23 protein-coding genes (1 of these 23 cut by a window edge) are annotated in these 26,146 nt (G+C 69.3%); 12 read left to right on the forward strand and 11 right to left on the reverse strand.

Annotated features, from left to right (window positions below; all coding sequences use genetic code 11):
* Positions 1-6 precede the first annotated feature (6 nt).
* From secD to ACFLIT_RS16705, 4 genes are read left to right on the forward strand one after another with little or no spacing between them, the layout of a single operon-like run.
* Positions 7-1,602 carry a protein translocase subunit SecD gene (secD, locus tag ACFLIT_RS16690; RefSeq protein WP_479912398.1) on the forward strand — a complete coding sequence of 532 codons (1,596 nt, stop codon included), beginning with the start codon at positions 7-9 and terminating at the stop codon, positions 1,600-1,602.
* A 12-nt stretch (positions 1,603-1,614) separates the two neighbouring features.
* Entirely contained in the window at positions 1,615-2,559 is a 945-nt protein-coding gene (gene secF / locus ACFLIT_RS16695; RefSeq protein ID WP_479912399.1) for a protein translocase subunit SecF, read from the forward strand.
* A gap of 4 nt (positions 2,560-2,563) precedes the next feature.
* Complete coding sequence (locus tag ACFLIT_RS16700; protein ID WP_479912400.1) at positions 2,564-2,929, forward strand: Mth938-like domain-containing protein; 366 nt, start codon at positions 2,564-2,566, stop codon at positions 2,927-2,929.
* Between the two features lie 2 nt (positions 2,930-2,931).
* Entirely contained in the window at positions 2,932-3,621 is a 690-nt protein-coding gene (locus ACFLIT_RS16705; protein WP_479912401.1) for a squalene/phytoene synthase family protein, read from the forward strand.
* Between the two features lie 114 nt (positions 3,622-3,735).
* On the opposite strand, the gene trmFO is transcribed toward ACFLIT_RS16705, so the two are convergent.
* On the reverse strand, positions 3,736-5,133 hold the full coding sequence (gene trmFO, locus ACFLIT_RS16710; protein WP_479912402.1) for a methylenetetrahydrofolate--tRNA-(uracil(54)-C(5))-methyltransferase (FADH(2)-oxidizing) TrmFO: 1,398 nt from the start codon (positions 5,131-5,133) through the stop codon (positions 3,736-3,738).
* A 104-nt stretch (positions 5,134-5,237) separates the two neighbouring features.
* Here trmFO and ACFLIT_RS16715 point away from each other — a divergent pair, with 104 nt between their 5' ends.
* The 3 genes from ACFLIT_RS16715 (at position 5,238) to ACFLIT_RS16725 (ending at position 8,042) form a co-directional block, all read left to right on the forward strand.
* Entirely contained in the window at positions 5,238-6,182 is a 945-nt protein-coding gene (locus ACFLIT_RS16715; protein ID WP_479912403.1) for a hypothetical protein, read from the forward strand.
* Positions 6,183-6,272: 90 nt separating this feature from the next.
* Positions 6,273-7,097 carry a hypothetical protein gene (locus tag ACFLIT_RS16720; RefSeq protein WP_479912404.1) on the forward strand — a complete coding sequence of 275 codons (825 nt, stop codon included), beginning with the start codon at positions 6,273-6,275 and terminating at the stop codon, positions 7,095-7,097.
* 3 nt (positions 7,098-7,100) lie between these two features.
* Positions 7,101-8,042, forward strand: a complete 942-nt coding sequence (locus ACFLIT_RS16725) for a hypothetical protein (RefSeq protein ID WP_479912405.1) — start codon at positions 7,101-7,103, stop codon at positions 8,040-8,042.
* A 134-nt stretch (positions 8,043-8,176) separates the two neighbouring features.
* Here ACFLIT_RS16725 and uvrA read toward each other — a convergent pair whose 3' ends face one another.
* Entirely contained in the window at positions 8,177-11,110 is a 2,934-nt protein-coding gene (uvrA, locus tag ACFLIT_RS16730) for an excinuclease ABC subunit UvrA (RefSeq protein WP_479912406.1), read from the reverse strand.
* Positions 11,111-11,354: 244 nt separating this feature from the next.
* Here uvrA and ACFLIT_RS16735 point away from each other — a divergent pair, with 244 nt between their 5' ends.
* Positions 11,355-12,932: an ABC-F family ATP-binding cassette domain-containing protein gene (locus tag ACFLIT_RS16735; protein ID WP_479912407.1), complete on the forward strand. Its 1,578-nt coding sequence runs from the start codon at positions 11,355-11,357 to the stop codon at positions 12,930-12,932.
* A 4-nt stretch (positions 12,933-12,936) separates the two neighbouring features.
* Here ACFLIT_RS16735 and treF read toward each other — a convergent pair whose 3' ends face one another.
* Together treF and ACFLIT_RS16745 are read right to left on the reverse strand one after the other, a co-directional pair.
* Positions 12,937-14,526, reverse strand: a complete 1,590-nt coding sequence (treF, locus tag ACFLIT_RS16740; protein ID WP_479912408.1) for an alpha,alpha-trehalase TreF — start codon at positions 14,524-14,526, stop codon at positions 12,937-12,939.
* 78 nt (positions 14,527-14,604) lie between these two features.
* Positions 14,605-15,183, reverse strand: coding sequence for a PAS domain-containing protein (locus tag ACFLIT_RS16745; RefSeq protein WP_479912409.1), 579 nt, complete (start codon positions 15,181-15,183; stop codon positions 14,605-14,607).
* A gap of 128 nt (positions 15,184-15,311) precedes the next feature.
* Between ACFLIT_RS16745 and ACFLIT_RS16750 the strand changes: the two genes are divergently transcribed.
* Complete coding sequence (locus ACFLIT_RS16750; protein WP_479912410.1) at positions 15,312-16,283, forward strand: hypothetical protein; 972 nt, start codon at positions 15,312-15,314, stop codon at positions 16,281-16,283.
* Positions 16,284-16,343: 60 nt separating this feature from the next.
* A complete protein-coding gene (locus ACFLIT_RS16755) occupies positions 16,344-16,892 on the forward strand; it encodes an NADPH-dependent FMN reductase (protein WP_479912411.1) in 549 nt (182 codons plus the stop codon).
* A 132-nt stretch (positions 16,893-17,024) separates the two neighbouring features.
* On the opposite strand, the gene ACFLIT_RS16760 is transcribed toward ACFLIT_RS16755, so the two are convergent.
* From ACFLIT_RS16760 to ACFLIT_RS16785, 6 genes are all read right to left on the reverse strand, one after another.
* Entirely contained in the window at positions 17,025-19,967 is a 2,943-nt protein-coding gene (locus ACFLIT_RS16760) for a M16 family metallopeptidase (protein ID WP_479912412.1), read from the reverse strand.
* A gap of 106 nt (positions 19,968-20,073) precedes the next feature.
* Positions 20,074-21,315 (reverse strand): holdfast anchor protein HfaD, encoded by a 1,242-nt coding sequence (gene hfaD / locus ACFLIT_RS16765; protein WP_479912413.1) that lies wholly within the window; start codon positions 21,313-21,315, stop codon positions 20,074-20,076.
* Positions 21,233-22,297 carry a holdfast anchoring protein HfaB gene (gene hfaB, locus ACFLIT_RS16770; protein ID WP_479912414.1) on the reverse strand — a complete coding sequence of 355 codons (1,065 nt, stop codon included), beginning with the start codon at positions 22,295-22,297 and terminating at the stop codon, positions 21,233-21,235. The genes hfaD and hfaB overlap by 83 nt, the downstream gene beginning before the upstream one ends.
* Entirely contained in the window at positions 22,294-22,743 is a 450-nt protein-coding gene (hfaA, locus tag ACFLIT_RS16775; protein WP_479912415.1) for a holdfast anchoring protein HfaA, read from the reverse strand. The genes hfaB and hfaA overlap by 4 nt, the downstream gene beginning before the upstream one ends.
* 116 nt (positions 22,744-22,859) lie before the next feature.
* Positions 22,860-23,708: a WcbI family polysaccharide biosynthesis putative acetyltransferase gene (locus ACFLIT_RS16780; protein WP_479912416.1), complete on the reverse strand. Its 849-nt coding sequence runs from the start codon at positions 23,706-23,708 to the stop codon at positions 22,860-22,862.
* Complete coding sequence (locus tag ACFLIT_RS16785; RefSeq protein WP_479912417.1) at positions 23,705-24,745, reverse strand: GSCFA domain-containing protein; 1,041 nt, start codon at positions 24,743-24,745, stop codon at positions 23,705-23,707. Before ACFLIT_RS16785 ends, ACFLIT_RS16780 begins: the two co-directional genes overlap by 4 nt.
* 53 nt (positions 24,746-24,798) lie before the next feature.
* On the opposite strand from ACFLIT_RS16785, the gene ACFLIT_RS16790 reads away from it, so the two are divergent.
* Positions 24,799-25,521 carry a rhomboid family intramembrane serine protease gene (locus tag ACFLIT_RS16790; RefSeq protein WP_479912418.1) on the forward strand — a complete coding sequence of 241 codons (723 nt, stop codon included), beginning with the start codon at positions 24,799-24,801 and terminating at the stop codon, positions 25,519-25,521.
* Positions 25,522-25,539: 18 nt separating this feature from the next.
* The gene (locus ACFLIT_RS16795) at positions 25,540-25,968 is read left to right on the forward strand and encodes a CBS domain-containing protein (protein WP_479912419.1); all 429 of its coding nucleotides are present in this window, start codon (positions 25,540-25,542) and stop codon (positions 25,966-25,968) included.
* A gap of 43 nt (positions 25,969-26,011) precedes the next feature.
* On the opposite strand, the gene ACFLIT_RS16800 is transcribed toward ACFLIT_RS16795, so the two are convergent.
* Positions 26,012-26,146: the 3' end of an RrF2 family transcriptional regulator gene (locus ACFLIT_RS16800; RefSeq protein ID WP_479912420.1), read on the reverse strand. It continues 300 nt past the right edge of the window; the window shows 135 of its 435 coding nt (coding positions 301-435); the start codon falls outside the window, past its right edge; the stop codon is at positions 26,012-26,014.

Below are 26,146 nucleotides of genomic sequence, written 5' to 3' on the forward strand. Positions count from 1 at the left end.
CCTCCGATGATCCAGATTGCGCGCTGGAAGGTCATCGCCATTGCGATTTCGGTCGTGTTCGGCGTGCTCTTCACCCTCCCCAACGCCCTGCCGCAGGCGACGCTCGACGCCCTGCCGGGCTTTGTACCGAAGCAGAAGCTGAACCTCGGCCTCGACCTGCAGGGCGGCTCGCACCTGCTGTTCGAAGTCGACACGGCGTCCCTGCGCGCCGAGCGCGTGACCAACGTTATCGAAGACGTCCGCACGACCCTGACCGAGCAGAGCATCGGCTTCGGCGAGTTGGGCCAGCGCGGCGACCTGATCAGCGTCCGCATCACCGACCCGGGCAAGGTCCAGGCCGCGGCGACGGCCCTGCGCAACCGCATCGGCGCGCCGCTGGCCGGCGCGGTCGGCGGTCGCGACATCAACATCAATCTCCGCGAGGCCAATCGCATCGAGCTGGCCTTCGCCCCCGAGGCGATGAACGCCGACGCCTCCAAGGCTGTCGACCAGTCGATCGAGACCATCCGCCGCCGGATCGACAGCCTCGGCACCAAGGAGCCGACGATCATTCGCCAGGGGACGAATCGCATCGTCGTCCAGGCCCCGGGCGAGAGCGATCCGCAGCGTCTGCGTGACGTCATCGGCCAGACCGCCAAACTGACCTTCCAGATGGTCGACGAGACCGTCAGCGCCGCCGACCTCGAAGCCGGCCGCGCGCCTCCGGGCAGCATGATTTTGCCCGACGAGTTCGGCGCGCCCCTGGCGGTGAAGCGCCGCGCCGTGGTGACCGGCGAGATGCTGACCGACTCGCGTCAGGTCTTCGACCAGCAGAGCGGTCGTCCGCAGGTATCCTTCACCTTCAATGGCGTCGGCGCCCGTCGCTTCGGCGAGATCACCGCCCAGAACATCGGCAAGCGTTTCGCCATCGTCCTTGACGACAAGATCATTTCGGCGCCGGTCATCCAGAGCGCGATCACCGGCGGCAACGGCGTGATCACCGGCAACTTCACGCCGGAGAGCGCCAACGACCTGGCCCTGCTGCTGCGCTCGGGCGCGCTGCCGGCCAAGCTGAACGTCGAGGAGCAGCGTCAGGTGGGGGCCGAGCTCGGCGCCGACTCGATCCGCGCCGGCGTCATCTCCCTGGCCATCGGCGGCGCGGCGATCATCGTCTTCATCGTGCTGGCCTACGGCCTGTTCGGCGTGTTCGCGGCCCTGGCCCTGGTGGTCAACGTGCTGCTGATCGTGGCCGCCATGTCGATGACCCAGGCGACCCTGACCTTCCCCGGCATCGCCGGCATCATCCTGACCCTGGCCGTGGCGGTGGACGCCAACGTGCTGATCTATGAGCGCATCCGCGACGAGGCGCACGAGGGACGCAACGTGATCGCCGCCATCGATCACGGCTATTCGCGGGCCCTGGTCTCGATCCTCGACGCCAACATCACCAGCGCCATCTCGGCGGTGATCATGCTGTGGCTGGGCGCCGGCCCGGTGCGCGGCTTCGCCTGGACGCTGCTGATCGGGGTGATCAGCTCGGTCTTCACCTCGGTGGTCATCACCCAGGTGCTGATCGCCATGTGGTACCGCGTGAAGCGCCCCAAAACCCTGCCGATGGCGTAAGGGGAGTATTCCATGGCCTGGCCCCTCATCCGTTTGCTGCCGCGCAAGTTCCACTTCGACTTCGTGAAGCTGGCGCCGTTCGCCGCCGTCCTCTCGGCCCTGATGATCGCCGCCTCGGGCGCGTCGTTCTTCACCAAGGGGCTGAACCTCGGGATCGACTTCCGGGGCGGCACCCTGATCGAAGTGGTGACCCCCGGTGTCGCGCCGCTCGGCCAGTTGCGCGAGTCGCTGTCCCGCATGGGCGCGCACGACCCGCAGGTGCAGGGCTTTGGCACACCCAACAGCGCCATGCTGCGCTTCCGCCCCGCCGAGGGCGAGAACGCGCTGGAGGCCGCGCGCGGCTTCGAGACCAAGCTGGCCGCCGAATTCCCCGGCATCCAGTTCAAGCGTGTCGAGGTGGTGGGGCCGAAGGTCTCGGGCGAGCTGCTGAAGGGCGGCTTCATGGCCCTGGGCGTCGCCCTGCTGCTGATGCTGGGCTACATCTGGTTCCGCTTCCAGTTGCAGTTCGGCCTGGGCGCCGTGGTCGCGGTGTTCCACGACATCATCCTGACTCTGGGCATCCTGTCGTTCCTGCAGATCGAGTTCTCGATGACCTCGATCGCGGCGTTGCTGACCGTCATCGGCTATTCGATGAACGAGAAGGTGATCACCTTCGACCGGCTGCGCGAGAACCTGCGCAAGTGGAAGTCGCTGCCGCTGCGCGACATCATCAACCTGTCGGAAAACGAGCGTCTGTCGCGGACCCTGATCACCGGCACCACCGCCATCCTGGCCCTGGCCGGAGCGATCTTCCTCGGCGGCCCGGTGCTGTTCCCGCTGGTCTTCACCATGGTGTTCGGCATCTTCGTCGGCACCTATTCGTCGATCTACGTCGCCCTGCCCATCATCCTGCTGTGGGGCGTGAAGCGGCACGACGAGGAAGCCACGCCGATCAAGCCGCAAGCCGCGCGGCCCTGATCCCATGGCTGCGCCCCGCCAGCCGCCGTCGATCGACGCCTACGGCGGCGGCGGGTTCCGCGTCTCGGGCGTGTGGCGTCCGGGCAGCTTGCTGATCGTCGACGACCAGCCGGCCGATTGGTCGGCCACGCGGCTCGAGGACCTGACGACCGACGATTTCAAGGCGGTGTTCGACGCCGCGCCAGGCGTGGTCGAGTTCGTGCTGCTGGGCACCGGCGCCGTCCAGGCGCTGCCGCCGAAGGCGCTGCGCGAAGCGATCCGCGCCCGGGGCTTCGGCCTGGAGTTCATGGCCAGCGAGGCGGCGGCCCGCACCTACAATGTGCTGGCGGCCGAGGGGCGGCGGCTGGCGGCGGCGCTGATCGCCGTCTGACCATGGCCATCGAATTTCCCGAGCCCACGCCGGACGCCTCGGGTCCACTCGAGGATCAGGTTCGCCGGCTCGACCCCGACCGCTGGCTGGCCAGCCGGTTCGTGGCCGACGAATCGGCGCGCGCCGACCTGATCGCCCTCTATGCGTACGATCACGAACTCGGCCGCGCGCCGCGCGTCGCCTCCAATCCGCTGGTCGGCGAGATTCGCCTGACCTGGTGGCGGGAAGCATTGGGCGAGGCCTTCGAAGGCCGTCCGGTGCGCAAGCATCCCACGGCGCTCGCCATCACGGACGCGATTCGACGCCGGAGCCTGCCGCGCGCGCCGCTGGAGGCGATGATCGACGCGCGGCTGATCGAGGTGGACGGCGGGCCGACGACGCTCGAACAGGCCGTGGCCTGGGCCGACGGCGTCGGCGGCGGGGCGATGCGGGCGGCGGCGCTGATTCTCGATCCGACGACGCCGGAGACGGCGACCGTCGCGGCTGGCCGGGCCTGGGGCCTGGCGCGCTACCCACAGATCGCCGGGGCGGTGGACGCCGCGCGGGCGGCGCGAATCGAGGCGCGGCGGGCGGCGAGGGGGCTGAGCGTCGCCGCGTTTCCGGCGGTGCTGCCGCTCGTGGCCCAAAGGCCTGGGGGCGATTTGGCGAAACGGCTGCGGCTGACCTGGGCGAGCGCGACGGGGCGGGTCTAACCCACACACCGCTCACCCCCGCGAAGGCGGGGGCCCAGGTGTTTTATCGATGGGCGGCGTGGATTTCAGAAAAAGCCTGGGTCCCCGCCTTCGCGGGGATGAGCGGGATTATTTTTATTCCGCCGCGACTCGCGTTTCCGCGCCCAGCCAGGCCCTGAGGTCTTCCATCGCCCTGATGCTCATCAGGCGTTTCTTCGCCCGACCGCGCTCCTTGAGCGGGATCTTGTCGCCGGCCTCGGTCTTCTTCGGCGCTTCCATGGGCGGCAGCAGGCCGTAGTTGATGTTCATCGGCTGGAAGGAGCCGCCGGCCTCCAGGTGGCCGCCGGTGATGTGGGCGACCAGGGCGCCGAGGGCGGTGGTCGCGGGCGGCGGGGCGAGCGCGCGGCCGAGGCGTTCGGCGGCGGCGAGGCGGCCGGTCATCAGGCCGATGGCGGCGCTTTCGACATAGCCTTCGACGCCGGTCACCTGGCCGGCGAAACGCAGGCGGGTATCGGCCTTCAGGCGCATCTGGCCGTCGAGCAGGCGCGGGCTGTTGAGGAAGGTATTGCGGTGCAGGCCGCCGAGGCGGGCGAACTGGGCGTTCTCCAGGCCCGGAATCATCCGGAAAATGTCGGTCTGAGCGCCGTACTTCAGCTTGGTCTGGAAGCCGACCATGTTCCACAGGGTGCCCAGCGCATTGTCCTGCCGCAGCTGGACGATGGCGTGCGCCTTTACGGTGGGGTTGTGCGCGTTGGTCAGGCCGACCGGCTTCATCGGGCCGTGGCGCAGGGTCTCGCGGCCGCGCTCGGCCATCACCTCGATGGGCAGGCAGCCGTCGAAGTAGGGGACGTTTTCCCACTCCTTGAATTCGGACTTCGGGCCTTCGAGCAGGGCGTCGATGAAGGCCTCGTACTGCGCCTTGTCCATCGGGCAGTTGATGTAGGCCGCCGCCTCGCCGCCGGGGCCTTCCTTGTCGTAGCGCGACTGCTTCCAGGCCTTGGACATGTCGACGCTCTCGACATGGATGATCGGGGCGATGGCGTCGAAGAACGACAGCTGACCCTCGCCGGTGAGGTCGAGAATCGCCTCGGCCAGGGCGGGGGAGGTGAGCGGGCCGGTGGCGACGATGACGTTGTCCCACTCGGCGGGCGGCAGGCCCGCGACCTCTTGGCGTTCGATGGTGACGAGCGGGTGGGCTTCCAGCCTGGCGGTGACGGCCGCGCTGAAGCCCTCGCGGTCGACGGCCAGGGCGCCGCCGGCCGGCACCTGGTGCGCGTCGCCGCAGGTCATGATGATCGAGTCGCAGGCGCGCATCTCGGCGTGCAGCAGGCCGACGGCGTTATGCTCCCAGTCATCGGAACGGAAGGAGTTGGAGCAGACCAGTTCGGCCAGGCCGTCGGTCTGGTGGGCGTCGGTCTTCCGCACCGGGCGCATCTCGTGCAGCACCACCGGCACGCCCGCCTGGGCGATCTGCCATGTCGCTTCAGAACCGGCGAGGCCGCCGCCGATCACATGAATGGGTTTCGTCGTCATTCCGTCCCTTTAGGCCGCGTGGGCGAGGGACGAAAGCGCTGCTGTCCATCGAACGACGTCGTGTTAGCGTCGAGTTGGGCTGTCAGATCGCTTGGGAGGGCGTCATGGCGCGGGTGCGGGTGTTCGTGGCGGCGACGGAGGGCTTTCGCCTGATCCGCCGCGAGCCGAAGGCGGTGCTCGTGTGGAGCGCGGCGCTGTTCGTGCTGATGGGGCTGCCGTTGGTGTTCCTGATGCAGCAGATGGCGCCGATGTTCGCCGCCATCGGCTCAGCCGTGGACGATCAGTCCAACGAGGAGATGCTCACGGCCATGGGGCGCATGTTCGCGATCATGCCCCTGGCCTACCTGATCATCATCGCGGGCTACACGATCGTCGGAAGCGCCGTGCTCCGGGCGGTGATCGCGCCGTCTGACCGGCGTTATTTCTATCTGCGCGTGTCGGGCTCGGAGGGCTGGCTGGCTCTCAGCGCGGTGGTCGGAATCATTCTCGCCTACATCGCCTCCGCCGTATTCCTGATCGTCGGTGGGTTGGTGGTGATCTTGCCGCTCAGCTTCCTGGCCGCGGCCGCGGGCGGCGGCGACGCGTTCAGCAGCACGCATTGGATCGTCGTGCTGGTGATCTTCGCGCTCGAGATCGCCCTGGCCTATTTCTGGCTGCGCTTCAGCATGGCGCCGATCATGAGCTTCGACGAACGGCGTTTCCGGCTGTTCGAGTCCTGGCGTTTCACCAAGGGCGCGGGCTGGTCGATCTTCTGGCTGGTGCTCCTTATGAGCCTGGCGCTCGTCGTCTTGGAGTGCGTTGTGATCGCGGTCGCCTTCGCGAGCTTCGGCGGGGCGATGCTGCAGGCCATGGTGGACCCGGCGAGCTCCGGCGAAATGATGCTGCAACTCGCGAAGTTCTACGCCTCGCCCACCATTTGGCTGGTCATGGCCGTGGGCTATCTGTTCGGCGGCCCGTTCATGGCGCTGTGCATCGCCCCCTTCGCCAGGGTGTATCTCATGCTGAAGCCGGATGCGGCCGAGGCGGCTGCTCCGGTCGCCACGGCCTGAAAACCGTTCGCAGCGCCGGCCCGGCGTCGCTAGAGTTATGACCGGCGGGCACGAATCGCTCCGCCGACCGGGGAGTCCATCGCTCGAGTTATGAACGCCAGCGTCGCCCATAGTTCCGACCATCCGGTCATCGGCGTCGACGAGGCGGTGGAGATTGTCCGGGCCGCCCTGCGCGACTGGCCGACGGCGATCCGCGCCACCTGGGGCGCCCTGACCCTCTATGCCCTGGCCGCCGCCATCGCGGCCCGTTACGGCGGTTCGCCGTTCACCGCGCCGGTCGCCACCACCGTGCATGTCGCCACCGCCAGCCTGGCTTACGGCGCGCTGTATCGTCGGGCGTTCGGCCGGCCGCTCGGGCCGCTGGGCCTGCAGTTCGGCTGGCCGGAGGCGCGGGTGCTCGGCGCCTCGGCCCTGGTCGGCGTCGTTCTGCTGTTCGCCTCGGTGCTGGCCTTCATCGCCATCGGGGCCATTGCGCTCGGCCTGGTGATGGCGGTCAATCCGACGGGGTTCAACGCCGGCTCGGAAGCCGATTGGCGGGCGGCGTTCAGTGGTCCAGTGGGCTTCTTCGTGGCCTTGCCGCCGCTGCTGTCGCTGGCCGGGCTGGTCTGGCTGGGTCTACGCCTATCGGTTGCTCCGGCCGCCTCGGTGGCGGAGGACAAGCTGCGGGCGCTGGCGGTGTTTCCGACCACGCGCGGGGCGGCTTTCGGATTGCTGATCGTGGTCGCGATCCTTGGGCTGCCGATGCTGCTGGCCAGCGGCGCGGCCGCCGCCCTGGGGCGGGCCCCCGGCGCCCCCCACTGGCTCGCCTCGGCCGCCCTCGGCGCCGCCTTCGCCTTCTACGCCGCCCCCGTGTGGACCGGGGCCCTGGCCGGCGTCTATCAACGACTGCGGCCCGCTGCCGCCGCTGGAACCTGAGTCATGGCCGAGATTTCCCCGTCTGAGATCGCCTTCGAGGGCTTCCGCCTGACGCGGGAGAAGCCGCGGGCGGTGATCGCGTGGACGGCGCTTCTGTTCGTGGTCAGCCTGATCACGCTTGGCCTGCTGCTCGCGACGGGCCTGCGCGAGGTGATGGAAATCGCCGAAAGCGGCGACCCCGACTCCGCCGCGGCCTTCGCGGCGATGGCGAAGGGCGGCCCGGCCTATCTGGTTCTGCTGGCCTTCGGTCTGCTGGTGCAGGCGGTGATGATGTCGGCTGTCTTCCGCGCGGTGCTGCGCCCCGAGGAGAGCCGCTTCGGCTATCTACGGTTCGGCCGCGACGAACTGCGGCAGATGGGACTCTTTCTGGTCCTGGTGGCCATCCTGGTGGTGGCGGTCTTCGTGATCGTCTTGGCCGGAGGCATCGTCGCCACCATCGTGCACAGCGTTCTACGGGCCATGGGGCCGGCCGGCACGGCCATCGGCGTGCTCGCCGGCGCGGGCATCGGCATCTGGGTGCTCGGGCTTGTGGTCTTCGTGATCATTCGTCTGTCGCTGGCGCCGCCCCTGACCTTCGCGTCCGGCCGGTTGCGGGTGTTCGCGGCCTGGCGCCTCTCGCACGGCAGCTTCTGGCGTCTGTTCGCCGCCTATGCCCTGGCGTTCGTGATGTACATGGTGGTCTGGATCCTCGCCATGGTGGTGATCACCGGCATCGGCGGAGTGATCGGCCTGGCCCTCGGCTACAACTTCAGCGACGTGGGATCGATCTTCCACCCCGACCTCAGCTCGTGGGCCGCCTATCTCACCGTTCCGACGCTGATCTATACGCTGTTCAGCGCCGCCCTGACCGCGATCCAGTACGCCGTGCTGTTCTCGCCTTCCGCCGTCGCCTATCAGGCGCTGACGCGCGAGCCGGACGAAGGCGCCGAAGCCAACCTGATCTAGGGCGGGACCGCCCTCGTCCTTCGAGGCCCGCTCGCACGGGCGCCTCAGGATGAGGGCTACTGGGATGGATCAGTCGAAATCCTCATCCTGAGGTGCGAGCAAAGCGAGCCTCGAAGGACGAGGTTTTCGCGCCGCTAAGCCCGCTTCCGAGCAGCCTCGGCCTTGAGCGCCGCCTTGCGGGCCGCGCGGCGTTCGTCGTGCTTCTTGAGCAGGTCGGCGAGGTAGCGGCCGGTCCAGGACCGCTCGTTGGCCGCCACCTGCTCGGGCGTGCCCACCGCGACGATCTCACCGCCGCCGTCGCCGCCTTCGGGGCCGAAGTCGAGCAGCCAGTCGGCGGTCTTCACGACATCGAGGTTGTGTTCGATGACGACGACCGTGTTGCCCTGGTCGACCAGTTCGTGGAGCACTTCCAACAGCTTCTTGGTGTCCTCGAAGTGCAGGCCGGTGGTCGGCTCATCGAGGATGTAGAGGGTGCGCCCCGTCGCCCGGCGCGACAACTCCTTCGACAGCTTTACCCGCTGGGCCTCGCCGCCTGAAAGCGTCGTCGCCTGCTGGCCGACCTTCACGTAGCCGAGCCCGACCCGTTTCAGCGTCTCCATCTTGTCGCGCACAGGCGGCACGGCCTTGAAGAAGTCGGCGGCCTCCTCGACGGTCATATCGAGAATCTGGGCGATGGACTTGCCCTTGAACAGCACCTCCAGCGTCTCGCGATTGTAGCGCTGGCCCTTGCAGACGTCGCAGGTGACGTAGACGTCGGGCAGGAAGTGCATCTCGATCTTGATCAGACCGTCGCCCTGGCAGGCTTCGCAGCGGCCGCCCTTGACGTTGAAGCTGAAGCGGCCCGGGCCGTAGCCGCGCGCCTTGGACTCCGGCAACTGGGCGAACCAGTCGCGGATCGGCTGGAAGGCGCCGGTGTAGGTGGCCGGGTTCGAGCGCGGCGTGCGCCCGATCGGGCTCTGGTCGATGTCGATGACCTTGTCGAAGTTCTCCAGGCCCTCAATGCGCTCGTGCGGGGCCGGGGCGTCCGAGGCGTTGTTCAGACGCCGGGCGGCGGCCTTGTAGAGGGTCTCGATGGTGAAGGTCGACTTGCCGCCGCCGGAGACGCCGGTGATGCAGGTGAAGGTCCCCACGGGGATTTCGCCGGTGACGCTCTTCAGATTGTTGCCGGTCGCGCCGATGACCTTCAGGGTCTTCTTCTTCGAGATCGGCCGGCGCTCTTCCGGAACTTCGATCTCGCGGGCGCCGGACAGATACATGCCGGTGACGCTCTTGGGGCTGGCCATGATGTCGGCCGGCCTGCCCTCCGCGACGATCTCGCCGCCGTGGACGCCCGCCGCCGGGCCCATGTCGATCACATAGTCGGCGGTGAGGATGGCCTCCTCGTCGTGTTCGACCACCAGCACCGAGTTGCCGAGGTCGCGCAGGCCCTTGAGGCTGGTCAGCAGGCGGGTGTTGTCGCGCTGGTGCAGGCCGATGGACGGCTCGTCGAGCACATAGAGCACGCCGGTCAGGCCCGAGCCGATCTGGCTGGCCAGGCGGATGCGCTGGCTCTCGCCGCCCGAGAGCGTGCCCGAGCCGCGCGACAGGTTGAGGTAGTCGAGGCCGACGTCGACCAGGAAGCGCAGGCGGTCGGTGATCTCCTTCAGGATGCGCCGGGCGATCTCCATCTGCTTGGAGGTGAGGCTTTCCTCCAGGCCGGCGAACCAGTCGCGCGCCGGGCGGATGGCGAGGCTGGAGACCTCGGCGATGTTCCTGCCGTCGATCTTCACGGCCAGGGCTTCCGGCTTCAGGCGCGCGCCGTGGCAGACCTCGCAGGGCGTGTCGGACTGGTAGCGGCCGAGCTCCTCGCGCACCCAGGCGCTGTCGGTCTCGCGCCAGCGACGTTCGAGGTTGGGCAGCACGCCTTCGAAGGTCTTGGCGACCTCGTACTTCCGGGCGTTGTCGTCGTAGACGAACTTGATCTTGTCGCCGCCGGAGCCGTGCAGCACCACGTCGCGCGCCTTGTCCGGCAGCTTGTACCAGGGCTCGTCCATCGAGAAGCCGTAGTGGCGGGCCAGGGCCTGCAGGGTCTGGGTGTAGAGCGGGGAGGGACCGCGCGACCACGGGGCGACCGCGCCCTTGTGCAGGCTCTTGTCCTTGTCCGGCACCACCATGTCGGCGTCGAACGCCAGCTTGGCGCCCAGGCCGTCGCAGGCCGGGCAGGCGCCGTGCGGGTTGTTGAACGAGAACAGCCGCGGCTCGATCTCGCTGATGGTGAAACCGCTGACCGGGCAGGCGAAGCGTTCCGAAAACAGGATGCGGCGCGGCTCCTTCTCGCCCGACCCATCCTCGTTCTTAGGCACGTCGGCCCATTCGGCCACGGCGATGCCGTCGGCCAGGCGCAAGGCTTGCTCGATGCTGTCGGCGTAGCGGCTTTCCTGGTCGGCGCGGGTGACCAGGCGGTCCACCACCACGTCGATGTCGTGCTTGAACTTCTTGTCGAGGGCCGGGGCGTCCTCGATCGGATAGAACTCGCCGTCGATCTTCAGGCGCTGGAAGCCGGCCTTTTGCCACTCGGCGATTTCCTTGCGGTACTCGCCCTTGCGGCCGCGCACGACCGGCGCGAGCAGATAAAGCCGCTCGCCCTCCGGCAGGGCGGTTAGCTTGTCGACCATCTGGCTGACGGTCTGGCTCTCGATGGGCAGGCCGGTGGCCGGCGAATAGGGAACGCCGACGCGCGCCCAGAGCAGGCGCATGTAGTCGTGGATCTCAGTGACCGTGCCGACGGTCGAGCGCGGGTTCTTGCTGGTGGTTTTCTGCTCGATGGAGATGGCCGGCGAGAGGCCCTCGATCAGGTCGACGTCCGGCTTGCCCATCAGCTCCAGGAACTGGCGGGCGTAGGCTGAAAGGCTCTCGACGTAGCGGCGCTGGCCCTCGGCGTAGATGGTGTCGAAGGCGAGCGAACTCTTGCCCGAGCCCGACAGGCCGGTGAGCACCACCAGCTCCCCACGCGGGATATCGACGCTGACGTCTTTCAGGTTGTGTTCGCGCGCGCCGCGCACGCGGATGAAATTGAGCTGCTCAGCCATGATGTCCGGAACGCACGAGGCCGCGAAGGGAGGCGCGGCGAGACAGCGTTATGTAGTGCGCAGAGTCGCGATTTGCACAAGAACAATGTGAGAACTGACGGCGCTTTCCGCGACCGGACGTCTCAGGACGTCGCCCATTGCGCGTCGATATGCTAAGCAGCCGCCTTCCATTCGAAGGAGGCGACATTGATCCAGGCCCTGCAAGACCGCTCCGCCCGTCTCGCAACCTGTTCGATCGTGTCCCATGCCCTTCGTCACCCTGGATTCCGTCGCCGCCGTCACGCCTGACGGCCGACCGCTTTTCGACAATCTGAGCCTCGCCTTCGGGGCCGAGCGCACCGGCCTCGTCGGGCGCAACGGCGCGGGCAAGAGCACCCTGCTGCGTCTGATCGCCGGCGAACAGGCGCCCTCCGCCGGCGCCGTCTCCCGCGCGGGAACGGTCGGGGTGCTGCGCCAGACCCATGCGCCGCCGGCGGACGCGAGCCTTGGCGACTGGATGGGGCTCGGCGAAGGGGTTCGGCGGCTGGGCCGCATCGAGGCGGGGGAGGGAACGGACGACGACTTCGCCCTGGCCGACTGGACATTGCCGGCGCGGGCCGAGACGGCGCTCGCCGAGGTCGGCCTCGCCGGGTTCGACCTCACCCGGCCGGCCGCCGGGCTGAGCGGCGGGCAGGCGACGCGGGCGGCCCTGGCCGGTCTGCTGGCGCTGCAACCGGATCTGATCCTGCTCGACGAGCCGACCAACAACCTCGACGCCGAGGCGCGGGCGACGGTCGCGGGCGTCCTGAAGCGCTGGCGCGGCGGGGCGGTGGTGGTCAGTCACGACCGGGCGTTGCTGGAGGCGACGGATCGTATCGTCGAGCTCTCCAGCCTGGGCGCGGCGGTCTACGGCGGCGGCTACGCCCTCTATGCCGAACGCAAGGCGGCCGAGCGGCAGGCGGCGGCGCACGACCTGGCCAATGCGGAACGGGAGGCGGGGCAGGCGGCGCGCGAGGCCCAGGCGGCGCGCGAACGTCAGTCCCGGCGGGACGCCGCCGGCCGGCGCACGGCGGCCAAGGGCGATCAGCCGAAGGTGATGCTGGGGACCATGGCGGGCTGGGCGGAGGCCAGCGGGGCGCGGGGCGAGCGCATCGCCGAGCGGAGGGCGGAGGCGACTTCGGCCGCGCTCGCGGAAGCCCGGGGACGGGTCGAGCGGGACCGGCCGCAGGCGTTCGACCTGCCGCCCACGGGCCTGCCGACTGGGCGGCAGGTGCTGCGGTTCGACAAGGCGGGGTTCGGTTGGCCGGGGCAGGTCCCGATCCTGCGCGGCGTCGACTTCGCCCTGGTCGGGCCGGAACGGGCGGCGGTGGTCGGACGCAACGGCGCCGGCAAGTCGACCTTGCTGCGGCTCGCGGCGGGGAGCCTGCGGGCGACCGAGGGCGCGGTGACGCTGTCCGTGCGCGCGGCGCTGCTCGACCAGCGGACCGACCTGCTCGACGAGTCCCTCTCGGTGCTCGAGAACTTCCGCCGCCTGAACCCCGCCGCCGACTCAAACGCCGCCCATGCAGCCCTGGCCCGCTTCGCCTTCCGCAATGTGGCGGCCGATCAGGTGGTGGCGACCCTGAGCGGCGGGGAGCGCCTGCGGGCCGCCCTGGCCTGCGTGCTGGCCCAGCCTCAGCCGCCGCAACTGCTGATGCTGGACGAACCGACCAACCACCTGGACCTCGCGGCGGTGGAGGAATTGGAGAGCGCCCTGGCGGCCTATGACGGTGCGCTGCTGATCGCCAGCCACGACGAGGCGTTCCTGGAGGCGATCGGAGTGGAGCGGCGCTTGGCGCTTTGAGGGCCTACGGCGCCGGATAGATGTCCAGCAGCGCCCGCGTCACGCCGTTGGTCCAGCCGAAGCCGTCCTGAAGCGGATATTCGCCGCCGCCGCCGGCCTTGGCTTCCTCGATGTCGTACTTCTCCAGCATCTTGCCGCTGGCCTGGTATTCGCGGTTCACGGTGGCCAGCCAGCGCAGGCCGATGTCCTGGGCCAGGGCGTTCTCGCCATAGCGGCGGAGCCCGGCGACGGCGACCCATTGCAGCGGCGCCCAGCCGTTGGGCGCGTCCCACTGCTGGCCGGTGGGGGCCGTGGTGGTGCGCAGGCCGCCTGGAGCCAGCAGCAGCGAGCGGGCCTGGATCGCGACGGCCTTGGCCTGTTCCGCGCTCGCGGCGCCGACGAACAGGGGGAACAGCGTCGCGGCGCTGGGGTGGTCGAGGCGCAAGCCGTCCCGCCACTGATAGTCGAGATAGAGCCCTCGGCGGGCGTCCCACAGATAGGCGTCCATCGCCGCGCGGCGGGCGCTGGCGCGGGCCGTGAAATCCTCCGTGCAGGGCCGGTCGGCGACGGCCTCGCAGCCCTCGGCGATCGCCGTTTCCAGGCCGTAGATCAGGCTGTTGAGGTCCACCGGGACGATGGCGGTGGTCTGGATGGTCTTGAGGGTGTTCCCGTCGGCCAGCCAGCGCGAGCTGTAGTCCCATCCGCTCTCGGCGCCCGCGCGCAGGTCGCGATAGACCTCGGCGGCCGGGCGGCCCGGCGCCTCGCGGGCGGTCAGCACGTCTTCGCGATAGGATTCGTCCCGTGGCGTGGAGCGATCGTCGAAATAGCGATTGAGCACCGCGCCGTTGGGCAAAGCCACCACCCGGCGATAGGGCTGGCCCGGCCTGGCGGTTTTCTCGCCGTCCATCCAGAAGGCGTGCTCGCGGCGCATGAGGTCGAGTCGCGCCTTGAACCGCGCCTTGTCGGTCTTGTCGGTCAGGCCGACCATGGCGAAGTAGAAGGGCGGCTGGGACCGGCTGAGGTAGTAGGTGCGCGCGCCATTGGGGATGTGGCCGTAGGCGGCGATCAGGCCCCCGAAGTCGTCGACCATGTTCTCGACCGGCTGGGTCTGACCGTCGGCGGCCAAGCCGAGCAGGGTGAAGTAGCTGTCCCAGTAGTAGATTTCGCGGAAGCGGCCGCCGGGTACGACGAACGGCTTGTCCAGCGGCAGGGCGGAGCCGCCTTGCACGGCGGCGACCGGCGGGCGGGTCAGCGCGGGCCACAGGGCGGCGATGTGGGCCTTGAGGTTGGTGCGGGCGCTCGACGGGGCCGGCGTCGCGGCGACTTCCGGGACCATGAAATTGGCGCTGACGAAGCGCTTGAGCTCCTCGTCGGTGAACCGGGCGTGGGCGCGATAGTCCGCCATGATCGCTTCCGGCGCGCGCCGGGGCGTCGCGTCGACGAAGGTTTTGCCATCAGGAAACAATCGCCGCATCTGCACCTGCTCGAACAGCGGGCCGAACAGATCGGCCGGCGTCGCAGCGGTCGCGGCGGCGGGCGTCTGCGCCGACCCCGGCTGGCCGGTGAGGCCGATGGCGACGAGGGCGGCGGCGATGGTGAGTTTGATGTTCGGCATGGGACCTCGTTCAGCCGCGGCGGCCGAATCCTAACGGACCGGCTACAGCCAAGCCAAACGGAGCCGCAGTGGTGTGGTCTAGGCGATCTGCCGGCCGTTCAGCGCGGCCAGGCGCAGGCGCGGCGCCTCAAGATGGTCCTGCCCCTCGATGCTGCGGATCGCCAGGGCGTTGGCGGCGCGGCCCTTCAGGCGGTGGAGCATGGCGGTGGGCTGGTAGAGGCCGAGGTAGCGGTCGACGCCCCCGGCGGCGGTCGACAGCGGCGCGAACAGCACTTCCATGGGCACGGGGCCGGCGTCCTCGGCGCGAATCTCGCCCTTGACCACGAAGGGGGCAGGGCGCGTGCGGCAGCGCTCCAGAGTCGCGGTCAGCGGCGCGCGGTCAAACGGAGTCCATAGGGTGAGCATGTTGTCGTGGCGCAGGCCCCGGCCATGCAGATTGGTGACGAAGCCACCCGCCAGACGGATCGGATAGACCCCCGCGCGTTCACGCCCGAGCATGAAGACCTGCGGCAGAAGGTCGGGGAAATCGGTCGGATCGACGGCCGAGCGCGGCGGCAATTCATAGCTACCGCGCCGTTCACGCCAATAGTCTATCAACTGTTGTGTGCTGGGATGGAACATAACGTCCGCCCTTGCCCACGGCTTCAATGGCCGCATGGGGGTTGCAGGGAAGACGCGGGCCACCCGCGGAACGCGCCAGTTTGGCACAGTCTCGGGCGGCCTCACGACGGGGTCGGGGAGGCGCAATCCTCATCGGCCGCGGTTGGAGGGATGAGGAGATGTCCATGTCGGCTGGTCGCATGACCTTGCTCGCGCTGTTCGGCGGTCTGTTTCTGTGGCTCGCCGCGAGCGCCCTGGGCGGCGACATCGCCGCGGCGCAAGGCTGCGGAAGCGGCTGCCAGCCGCCGCCTCCGCCATGCTGTCAGCCGCCGCCCCCTCCGCCGCAACCTCCGCCCAGCTGCAACACCTGCGGCGGCGGCGGGAATCACAACATCAACGTGCCCGGCCTGAACATTTACGTCGCCCCGTCGGTGACGGTGAACGCCAACGTGAACGCCAGGGTCGGCGTCAACGCGGAAGCCAGCGGCATCGCGGCGGCCCGCGCTTGGGGCGGCGCCAACGCCAGCAGCTACAACTCGGTGTTCGGTTACGGCTGCTGCGGCGGCGGCGGTCAGAGCTTCTACACCCCGCCGATGGCCACCGGCATGATCCAGGGCATGGTCGTCGAGGGCCAGCAAGTCCCGCGCACGCGCCGGGTGGCCTATGAGGCGACCCGCACCCGCATGCGCAAGGTGGTGATCCAGGCCGTCTGCCTGGACGACCGCGACGTGCCGCACCCGGCTTCGCAGGTCACCCCCGACCGCGATATCGACGAATATTACGACGGCGAACTCTATCGCTGCATCGCCGGCGCGCGGATGCAGTACGTGGTCGCCGACTTCAACGGCAAGATCGCCTTCGACGGCGGCCAGACCGTGGTCTGCGCCAAGGGCGAGGCCCTCTATCATTCGCCGGGCGCCGGCCGCGCGGGCCCCGACGGCGGCGGCGCCAGCGTCGCCTGCCGTCCGCAGAAGGCGGCCCGCGACTGCAACGAGCGCAGCCTCCTGCGCCGCTTCGGCGCCGGGGTGAAGGTGCTGACCATGCTGGCGACCGAGCGCTACACCGCCTACCGCGAGGAGACGGTGATGGAGCAGGCCTCGCAGACCGTGATGACCGGCATGAGCCTCGACGGCGGCGTCGGCGGCGTGGCCTTCTAAGGCCCGCCGTGCGACGCTGAGCGCAGCGCCGTCCAGTGGAGGCGGCCTGCGTGGGGCGACATGAAGATCATCGGCATTTCCGGCAGCCTGCGCCGGGCTTCCTATAACAGCGGCTTGCTGCGTGCGGCCCGCGACGCCGCGCCGGAAGGCGTGCAGATCGAGATCGGCTCGATCCGCGGCATCCCGCTCTATGACGGCGACCTCGAGGCCGCCGAGGGCCTGCCTTCGGCGGTGGTCGCCCTGAAGGACGCCATCGCCGGCGCCGACAGCCTGCTGCTGGCGACCCCCGAGTACAACAACGGCGTGCCCGGCGTGTTCAAGAACGCCATCGACTGGCTATCGCGCCCGGCGGCCGACATTCCGCGCGTGTTCGGTGGCAAGCGGGTGGGGCTGATCGGAGCCTCGCCCGGCGGCTTCGGCACCATCCTGGCCCAGAACGGCTGGCTGCCCACCTTGCGGACACTCGGGGCCGAGCTGTGGACCGGCCGCAAGATGCTGGTCTCCGGCGCCGGCAAGGCGTTCGACGGCGAGGGAGAGCTCGTCGACGAGGCGGTGCGCGAACAGCTGGGCAAGTACGTGGCGGGGTTCGCGGAGTTCGTGCGGCGCTGAGCGGCTCTGCGTCCTTCGACACGGCCGCTGCGCGTCCGGCTCAGGATGACTAAGCCAGCAGATTGAGCGCCAATCCACCTGCGTCATGCTGAGCAGCGCCGGCAGGCGCGTGTCGAAGCACGCAAGGCCCCGCTACTTCTCCGGCCGCGCCACCAGCTTCCACTCCTTGCCGTCGACGAGATACCGCTGGGCGGCGGCCTGGACGTCGGCGGGGGTGACCCGTTCGATGCCGGCCACCACCGAGCGGACGGCGTCCAGCTTGCGCGGGTCGGCCTGGGCGCCCGAAAGGGTGCTGATCCAGTACTCGTTGGTCTCGCGCTGGCGCATCAGGGCGTCGAGCTTCGGCTTCTTGGCGCGCTGCATCTCGTCTTCCGTCGGCGGCTTGGCGCGGAGGTCGGCGGCGATGCCGGCGACGTCCTTGAAGAAGCCGTCGATCTTGTCGGGCGGCACCTCGACGCTGGCGGCGATATAGCCCCAGCCCGGCCAGACCATATTGCTGGTCAGCGCGCCCACCGACGGCGAATAGGTCGCGCCCTGTTTCTCCCGAATCTCTTCCAGCAGGCGGTTGCCCATCACGTCGGCCAGCACCGAGGTGTTCCGCGCCAGGGTCATGTCGGCGAAGAAGTCATCGGTCGGCCAGGCCGCGTAGGCCATGGCCTGATCGCTGCGGCCCTTGTGGGTGAGAATCACCGGGCTCGGCGTCGCGGCCGGGAAGGCGACCTGGCGGGCGGCGGCCGGCGGCGGAGGCGTGCCGGGGCGGGCGGGCAAGGCGCCGAAGGTAGCGGCCACGGCGGCCGTGGCCTTCTCGACCGTGGTGTCGCCGACGACCGTCACCTCGATGGCGCCCTTCGACAGGCCCGGCTCGATGTCGGCGCGCATGGCCGCCAGGGTGGCGTTGGCGATGTCGCTCCGGCTCGGGAAGGTCCAGCGCCGGTCGCCGCTGCGCAGCAGGCCCTGGATGTCGCGCTGGACGACGCCGCCGTCGGTGGCCTCGTACTGGTCGTGCAGCGTCGTGCCGTAGGTCTTCACGCGGGCGAAAGGGGCCTCGCGCCAACCGGGCTCGGTCGCATAGGCGGCCAGGAGCTGCATCTGGATGTCGAGGTCTTCCGGCCGGGTGCGGCCGCCCAGGGTGAAGGCGTCGTCGTCGACGCCGAAGCCGACACTCGCGTTCTTGTCGGCCAGGACGCGCTCGTAGTCCTCGCTGGAAATCTGTTTCAGGCCGCCTTCGACGAAGGCGCTGGAGGCCCAGGTGGTCGACTGGCGGTCCTTGGGCAGGCTCAGGCGGCCGTCGCCGATCCGCACCTGCACCAGAATCTGGTCGTCGCGGTATCGCGTCGGTTTGACGGTGAGGCGGACGCCGTTCTCGAAGCGCATCATCACGGCGTCGAGGTCGGTGACGTCCTTGGTCTCGACGACCTTTCCGGGCGCGCCGAAGCTGGCGTAGGGCCAGGCGGTGACCGATGGGGCGGCCGGGGCCGTCACGGCCACGGTCTGCGACTGGGTATAGGCCTGCACCACCGTCTGTTCCGCGCCGGCGATGGCTGTGGGGGTCACGACCATGATCAGCGGACCGGAGCCCTCGAAGGCGGCCTTCACGGCGGCCGAGACCTGGTCGGCCTTGAGATTCTTCATCGCCGCCTCGACCGTCGCCTGGTCTTGCGCAGGGGAGGTGTAGACTTCGCGGTCGGTCAGGGTGCCGACGATGCCGTTGGCCAGGGCCGGGGTGCGGCGGGTGGCGGCGCCGGCGACGGCGGCCTTGTAGGCGGTGCGATACTCCTCGATCTCGCGGTCGAGTTCGTCCTGCCGCACGCCGAAGCGGACGATGCGGCGTTGCTCGCGGTCCAGGGCTTCCAGCGCGGCCTTCCAGCCGTCCGGGCGCGGCGTCGCGAACAGGGTGGCGGCGTGCTGCGCCTTGAACTGATCGCCGGCGCTGCCGCCGGCGGAGATGAACGGCGCGTCGGGGCTGCGGGCCAGGGCCTGGAAGCGGCGATTGAGCACGGCGAAGCCCAGGCCCTCGATGACGTCCTTGCGGCGCTGGGCCTCGGTGTCGCGATCCAGGTGCGGCGGGCTGACCCAGCTCATCTGCAGCGCCTGGCCGACGCCGGCCTCGACCACGACCTTGGCCTCGGTTCCACGCTTGGCGACCGCGCCGAGCACGGGCTCTGGGCCGGCCGGGCCCTGGGCCCGCCAGTCGGCGAAACGGGCCTTGATCTTGGCCTCCATGGCGTCGACGTCGAAGTCGCCGACCGCCACGAAGGTGGCGCGGTCGGGCCGATAGTAGGCTTTCCAGAAGTCGGCGAGCCGGCTGGCGGGGGCTGTCTGCAACACCTCGACCTTGCCGATCGGCAGGCGCCTGGGCGGCAACTGGCCGGGCATCATGAAGTCGAAGCGGGCGATGTAGGCGCGGTAACTCGGGCTGTCGCGCGTCCGCTCCTCGGAGAGCACGACGCCGCGCTCGCGGTCGACCGCGCCCGGGTCGATCAGCAGTTCGCTGGCGGTGTCGCGCAACAGGGAGAGGCTGGTGTCGACCGTCTCGTCCTTCGTGTTGGGCAGGTCGAGCTGATAGATGGTCTGGTCGAAACTGGTCGAGGCGTTGGTGTCGGCCCCGAAGGCCAGGCCCAGGCGCTCGAGAATCTTGACCATGTCGCCCTCGGGCACGGTCTTCGAGCCGTTGAAGGCCATGTGCTCCAGGAAGTGGGCGAGGCCCTGCTGGTCGTCGGCCTCCATCAGCGAACCGGCGTCGAAGCGCAGGCGGAAACTGGCCTGGCCGGGCGGGGTGGCGTTCTTCATCAGGGCGTAGCGCATGCCGTTGGGCAGCACGCCGAAGCGGACGGCGGGATCGGGCGCGACGTCGGAGGTCGCCTGCGGCCAGCCGGTTTCCAGGGCGCGGGCGGCGGCCGGGGCGGCGGCGGGCGTGGAGACGAGGGCGGGGCGGGGGGCTTCGGCCACAGCCGCGGCTTTGTCGCCACCGAAGTGCGGCATCGACAGCTTGGGGAGGGAAACGTCGGGGAGGGAGCAGCCAGCCAGCGCGAGACTCGCCATCACGGCGAGCGCCAGGCGCGAAAATCGGATCATTCGTCAGCTCTCGTCACGGCCCCGCTTCATGGGGGCGAGCACCATCGCCGCGCCTTGGGGCGCAAGCAAGGCGTGAATAGGTCCGGTCCGATCGCGCCGGAGCGCGCTATTCGGGCGAGGCGGTATAGAAGCTGGCGGTGTTGCCGACGGCGCTGGCGACGCCGGTGACCGAACGACCGTTGCCCATGCGGGTGGTGGCGCGGGCCGAAACGTCGGTGTCGTTGGTCTGGTTGTTGTTGACCGTCATGCGGCTGGTGCACGACGAGCAGACGTAGCCGGTGGCGGCGTTGCCGACCGCGCTGGCCGAGGCGCTGTTGTCCCAGCCGTAGGTCCCGTCGGCCACGGCGATCACTTCCACCCCGCCCCCGCCGTTGAACTGGGTGTTGTCGAGGATCAGCTCCGCGCCCATGTTGCCGGCCAAGGTCGAGTTGCCGGCGCCGAAGGCGGTGACGGCCTGGCTGCTGAATGCGGCGGCCGTGCCCTCCGACTGCGCGCGCACATAGGCGGTGTTGGTCTGGTTGGTGGTGGCGTCCATCAACGGGCCTTCGTTGGTCACGTTGATGTTGTTGGCCGTCGCCGTGGCGTTGGTGGTCGACAGGTAGCTCTGGCCGTAGGCGGTGAACTTGCTGGCCTGGATCAGGTCGCCGCTGCTGCCTTGCGTGGCGATTATGCGCTGGGCCGACTGGTCAGCGCCGACGCTGCTCAGATTGTTGGCCGCCGCATTGGCGGTGACGATCGCCTGGCCCGTCGCCTCGCCGACGATGGCGCCGCCGTCGGCCAGCACATTGCTTTCGTTCCACTGGCTGACGCGCGCGCCCATGGCGCTGTTGACCAGGGTGAAGCCCTGGCTGTTGGCGATCGCCTGGGTCGAATGGGTCATGTCGCCGACTGAGGCGTCCGCCGCCTCGATCTGGCCGACGGCGGTGACCGAGGTGGGGCCCGTGACCTGGGTCTGGACGGCGGTGAGCGTCCCGCCGTTGATATAGGTGTCGCCGGTGTTGCCGGTGGCGGCGGTCGTCACCGAACCGGTCGCGCCCATGTGGGCGGCGACATCGACGACCGCGTGCGCCTGCACGGCGCCCTGCAGCTCCTGATACGACCGGACGTCCATGGTGTTGCGCGAGGCGCCGGCCGACATGGCGTTGCCGACCGCGGTGGTCAGCGCCGCCGTCGATTCGTCGGCCGTGACGACGTCGAGCGTCTGGTCGGCGAAGACGTCGCCGAGCTGAACCTGGTTGTTGAGAACCTGGCTTGGAGCGGTCTGGCTAGTAGCGACCCCGCAGGACAGCGCGAGTATCGGGATCGCGCCGAGCATCCCAGCGAGAGGGGTCTTCGCGAGTTTGCGCATTGTTGGTGTCCAGGTTGTTGTACGCTGGCACGAAGCCGCCGGTGAGGCCGGTGGTGCGGGCGCCGCCGCCCAGCGGGTCGACCTGCAGGCAGGACTGCGGACCGTTCATGCCATAGAGATTGGCGGTCATTTCGACGGTGGCGCGCTCGATCAGCGAGCGCACGGCCAACTGCATCGGCTCCAGCGCGCCCGAGCCGCCGGAAATGTCGGCGATGGTGGTGCCGAGGATATCGAAGATGCCGGCGCTGATTTCGCGGCCGACCACCTGCTTCTGGTAGGAGATGACGTCCACCACCTCGAGGGTGCGGGTGTTGATCAGGCGCAGATCCATGGCGACGTTCATCACCATGACCCGACGCTTGAAGTTGGCCTTCGGGTCGTCGTTGGCGATGCCGCCAGCGTAGATGTCGGCCCCGGACGAGCGGATGTTGTAGTTCAGCTCGGTGATGCCGCCGGCGACGTAGAAGTCCGAGCCCGGAACCTGGCCGGCCATGATCTTGCGGAAATCGCCCGGACCGTCGGTGTTCGGATTGGGGGTGTCGGTGATCAGCTTGTTGTTGGCGTACTTGAGCTCGAGCTCGGAGACGCTGGTGTCGAAGCGTTCGACCATCGGCACGCCGGCCTTGGCGAAGGCCGACATGGCCATCAGCGAGGCGCCCTGGGTGACCTTGCGGCCCGAGCCGTCGCTTTCTTCCTTGCCGGTGTAGTCGGCGATGCGGCCGACCGCCACGCGCGGCGCCCCGATGTGGGCGGCGCGGGCATATTGCGCCAGGCAGACGAGGGCGGCGGAATAGGGCGTCGGGTTGCTGGTGACCGGCGCCGAGCCGATCGGGTTGGCGTAGACGCCGCGGCCGTCCGCGCCCGGCACGCGGGGCGTGGCGCAGGCGGTCAGGGCCAAGGTCGAGGCCGTGAGCACGGCGGCGGCCGAGAAGATCGAACCGCGTCGCCAGAGCGCCTGCGCCGAAGAAGACTGCAGGATCATTCCGAGGCTCCGACGCCGCCGTTGATGTTGGTTCCGGCGGTGACCGCGCCGTTGTTGGTCTGGTTCGAATTGACGATCACGGTGTTGTAGCTGCCCTGGGTGATCACGCTCAGGTTGTTGCCGATGGCCGTGGAGCTGCCGCTGGAATATCGCCCGCCGACACCGCTGTAGCTGTCCCAGGCGCCGCCCGCCGAGGCGTAGACGCTCTGGTCCTCGCCGGTTTGCATGACGCCGTCGATAATGACCCGGTTCCCGTTGGCGTCGCGCGTCGAGTAGTTGACCATCCGGTTTTCCTGGCCCGTCGTGCGGCCATAGCCGGAGTTGAAGGACGACGAACTCGCGGTGATCGACTGGGCCCGGGCGGCCGGGGAAAAGGCGACCAACAGCACGGCGACCGCCGTGGCTCCCGCGAGGAGCGCTCCCATGTGCTTGCGAACCCTGATCAAGGCCTTACTCCGCGCTCCGGCGCCCAACCCGACTGGCATGGCTCGCGCCAGGATCGGATGGTTCACGATTAACGGCGCAGAAGATGCGATTTGGTTAAGGCGCTCGGAAAATCGGCTCAGACGCCTTCGCGGCGCAGCGCCTCGACCGCGCGTGCGACTTCGGGCAGGTCGGGGAGTGCCGATGCGTTGCGGCTACAGGCGTTGAAGGCCTCGTCCAGCATCTGTTCCAGGCCGATCTCGGGGGTGTTTCGACCGTTCCGGAAGGTCATGTCGCCGGCGATTCCGATCCGCCGACCGATTTCAGGGTAAATGGGGAAGATGAATCCATCCGCCAGCGGATCCACGGGCCGGGCCTCGGGGTCTCGCCGGGGAATCGACAGCCGCGCGATCAAATGCTCGGCCATCGCCTCGGCCACGATCATGCGAGGGTGGTTGGGGGTGTGCGCGAACACCCGCCCTCGCCAGGCCGCGAGGTCCGCGCCCAGATCGATGCCGGACTCGAGCGCGGCCTCGGCCTGCAAGGCTTCGGATTCCGCGTAGCGTCGGAAGTAGCCCAGGGCGGCGTAAATATAAGCATTGTAGAGGTCGGCGGCGTCGCGGGCCGACAGTCCGCGCTGGAAGGCCGCCAGGGCGAGGGTGGAGCACCAGTCGCCGAACTGGAATTGGAGCGGATGATCGGGCGGCAGCATCAGGGCGTCCGGATGCAGACCGGTGAAATAGAAGCGCGGATAGAAGGCCGAGCGCGAGGGCAGGCGGGCGATAATCTTGGGTCGCAGGGCGCGAAAGCGCTTGAAGGGCTGACTGATCACCAGGTCGAACGCGGCGAGGTTCGCGAGCAGCCGCTCCGCCTCGGCCTCGTCCGTGACGGCGGCCCAGGTCACGGTTGTCGTCTCGATGTCCGCGAGGGCGTCGAGGGCGGCGGCCAGGCTGCGCGCCTGGCAGTTGCCGAGCACCGCGACCTTCACGACACGATGGCCTCTTCATCGCAGACGACGTCGGCGGCTTCGGCGTAGGCGGCGCGGGCTTCGTCGCTGAGCGTCTGGCGGGTCGCCTCGGCGAGGCGCGGTGCGGCTTCGGCGCGGAGGAAGGCCCGGGCGAAGATGTCCATCACGTGGGCGACACCCTCGGTGGTGACGTTGCGCTGGTCCTCCGCGAAGAAACGGCCGCCGGCCTGGGCGCCGGTGATGATCTCGTAGGAGGGGAAGTAGGCGACGTTCGGCTCGCGGCGGGCGACCGCCTCGGCCGTCACCCGCAGGGCGGCCTTGCTGTAGGTGTTGGACAGCAGCACGTGGCGCGGCTCGGCGGTGGCGATCAGAGGCACTGGCGAGACGGTGAGGATCACCCGCACGTTCGGGTTCACGGTGCGCAGCTTGCCGAGGAAGGCGCGCAGGTCGGCCGTCATCTCCTCCGGCTCGAAGTTGTGGAATTCGTGGCGGTCCGCATCGAAGGCCCCGCCGGCGACGCCGGGCGCCAGGGGGAACACCGCGCCGTCCTCCCGCGATCGCCAGCCTTCGGTCAGGCCCAGGGTGAAGACGAAGACGTTGCAGTCCTCGAACATCCGGCGCACGGCGGCGAGATGCCTGCGTCGGTCGGCTTCCAGCGCGTCGATGGAAGAGAAGCCCGCCGCCTCGATGCGGGGCCGGAAGGGATCGACCAGGACGCCGTCCTTGCGCGTCCAGACATTCTCCTTCGGGCGGAACAGGGCGTAGGCGCGGTCGAAGGTCTGCAGCAGCTGCCGCACCGTATAGATGTTTCCGAAGCGAGCCGGGAACACGCCGTAGCTTTCGTCGGCGCCCGTCTCGGTGACGAGGTAGCGATAGCCGCGCTGGGTGAGCGCGCCGGCGATATGCTGGGCGAAGCAACTGCCGGCGGTCGCGACGGCGTCGTCGGGCCCGATGACGAACGGCGGCTGCCCGGCTGGATCGACGCCGAACGGGCCGCGGCCGGCGACTGCGCGGCTCCAGAAGGCTTCGTCGGCGGCGTTGGCGTAGGGGTTGGTCATGGGCGCGATATCAACGTCGAGGGCGGGGCGGGGCAAGTGAGGTGTTTCCGCGCTTGGAAATTCCGGCGACCGCGCCACATCTGGTGGCGATGACCGGCGACGATTCGAAGCCTTTCCGCGAGCCCCTGTTCAACGCGCCCTGGACCGCCGTCCTGATGGCGGCGCTGCTGATCCTATGCTTCCTCGGCCAGGGCTTCCTCGGCGAAAGCCAATTCTACGACTGGACATTGCGCCCGGCGGTGGTGCTGGCGGGAAACCCCACCGGCCTTTTCACCTCGATGTTCCTGCATGGCGGCTGGGCGCATGTGCTGATGAACGCGGCCTTCTGCCTCGCCTTCGGGGCGCCGGTGGCGCGGTTGCTGGGGACCGATGCGCGGGGCGCCCTGGCGACCTTCGGCCTCTATATAGTGTGCGGGTTGCTGGCGGGGGCGGGATATGTGGCGCTGCACACGACCAACGACGCCCCGGTCGTCGGCGCTTCGGGCGCCGTCGCGGGCCTGATGGGCGCGGCCTCGCGACTGATCGCCTTTCCCGGCCTGGTCGGGCCGATCCGCAGCCGGCCGGTGATCTCCATGGGCCTGGCCTGGCTGGTGGTGAACCTGCTGGTTGCCGTCTTCGGCTTTCCGGGAACCGGCGGGGCAGGGGTGGCCTGGGAAGCTCACCTCGCGGGCTTCGTCGCTGGCCTTCTGCTCATAGGCCCGACCGCGCGTCTGGTCGGCGTCGGTATACAGGCGGTTGATTCGACGCCGCGAAAGGACGACGCTCCCTGGACATAACCAGGGAGGACCAAAGCAGTGCTTGTGTCTCAAATCCTGAAGCAGAAGGGCGACATGGTGTTCACCGTCGCCCCTCAGGAAACGGTGGCCGCGGCCGCCGGCTTGCTGGAGGCCCGCCGCGTCGGGGCCATGGTGGTGATCGACGGCGACTCCGTCGTCGGCATTCTTTCGGAGCGTGACGTGGTGCGGGTGATCGCGAGAGGCGGCTCGGCGGCGCTGGGCCAGCCGGTTTCCGGGTGCATGACGCCGGATGTGCTGTTCGCCAAGCCGTCGGAGACGGTGGACATTCTCTTGGAGCGGATGACCGATCGCCGCATCCGCCACCTGCCGGTGGTCGAGGGCGGCCGTCTGGTCGGCATCGTCTCGATCGGCGACCTGGTGAAGCGGAAGATCGACGAGACCCAGGCCGAGGCCGACGGCCTGAAGGCCTATATCGCCGCGGGCTGATGCGTCTTGCTCCTCCCCCTGCGCAGCGGGGGAGGGGACCGCCTCAGGCCACCAGGATCTCGGCCGAACCGCCGGCGGCCGCGTCGGCGAGGGTGTAGCCCTCCAGAACCGAAGCGGTGGCGTCGCGCGCCTTCAGCAAGGCGTCGCGCAGGCGGCAGGTCGCCAGGTCCGGGCAATC

The sequence above is a fragment of the Caulobacter sp. HJHS_5 genome (assembly GCF_056683955.1).

Excerpts from the sequence above, each read along its gene's own strand:
- ACFLIT_RS16720 (WP_479912404.1), top strand. The coding sequence starts at position 6,273 with ATGAACGCCAGCGTCGCCCATAGTTCCGACCATCCGGTCATCGGCGTC.
- ACFLIT_RS16785 (WP_479912417.1), bottom strand. The coding sequence starts at position 24,745 with ATGACCAACCCCTACGCCAACGCCGCCGACGAAGCCTTCTGGAGCCGC.
- ACFLIT_RS16715 (WP_479912403.1), top strand. The coding sequence starts at position 5,238 with ATGGCGCGGGTGCGGGTGTTCGTGGCGGCGACGGAGGGCTTTCGCCTG.
- hfaB (WP_479912414.1), bottom strand. The coding sequence starts at position 22,297 with ATGATCCTGCAGTCTTCTTCGGCGCAGGCGCTCTGGCGACGCGGTTCG.
- ACFLIT_RS16760 (WP_479912412.1), bottom strand. The coding sequence starts at position 19,967 with ATGATCCGATTTTCGCGCCTGGCGCTCGCCGTGATGGCGAGTCTCGCG.
- secD (WP_479912398.1), top strand. The coding sequence starts at position 7 with ATGATCCAGATTGCGCGCTGGAAGGTCATCGCCATTGCGATTTCGGTC.
- ACFLIT_RS16705 (WP_479912401.1), top strand. The coding sequence starts at position 2,932 with ATGGCCATCGAATTTCCCGAGCCCACGCCGGACGCCTCGGGTCCACTC.
- ACFLIT_RS16750 (WP_479912410.1), top strand. The coding sequence starts at position 15,312 with ATGTCGGCTGGTCGCATGACCTTGCTCGCGCTGTTCGGCGGTCTGTTT.
- ACFLIT_RS16735 (WP_479912407.1), top strand. The coding sequence starts at position 11,355 with ATGCCCTTCGTCACCCTGGATTCCGTCGCCGCCGTCACGCCTGACGGC.
- ACFLIT_RS16700 (WP_479912400.1), top strand. The coding sequence starts at position 2,564 with ATGGCTGCGCCCCGCCAGCCGCCGTCGATCGACGCCTACGGCGGCGGC.
- ACFLIT_RS16725 (WP_479912405.1), top strand. The coding sequence starts at position 7,101 with ATGGCCGAGATTTCCCCGTCTGAGATCGCCTTCGAGGGCTTCCGCCTG.
- uvrA (WP_479912406.1), bottom strand. The coding sequence starts at position 11,110 with ATGGCTGAGCAGCTCAATTTCATCCGCGTGCGCGGCGCGCGCGAACAC.
- hfaD (WP_479912413.1), bottom strand. The coding sequence starts at position 21,315 with ATGCGCAAACTCGCGAAGACCCCTCTCGCTGGGATGCTCGGCGCGATC.
- secF (WP_479912399.1), top strand. The coding sequence starts at position 1,615 with ATGGCCTGGCCCCTCATCCGTTTGCTGCCGCGCAAGTTCCACTTCGAC.
- ACFLIT_RS16745 (WP_479912409.1), bottom strand. The coding sequence starts at position 15,183 with ATGCGGCCATTGAAGCCGTGGGCAAGGGCGGACGTTATGTTCCATCCC.
- ACFLIT_RS16755 (WP_479912411.1), top strand. The coding sequence starts at position 16,344 with ATGAAGATCATCGGCATTTCCGGCAGCCTGCGCCGGGCTTCCTATAAC.
- trmFO (WP_479912402.1), bottom strand. The coding sequence starts at position 5,133 with ATGACGACGAAACCCATTCATGTGATCGGCGGCGGCCTCGCCGGTTCT.
- treF (WP_479912408.1), bottom strand. The coding sequence starts at position 14,526 with ATGCCGAACATCAAACTCACCATCGCCGCCGCCCTCGTCGCCATCGGC.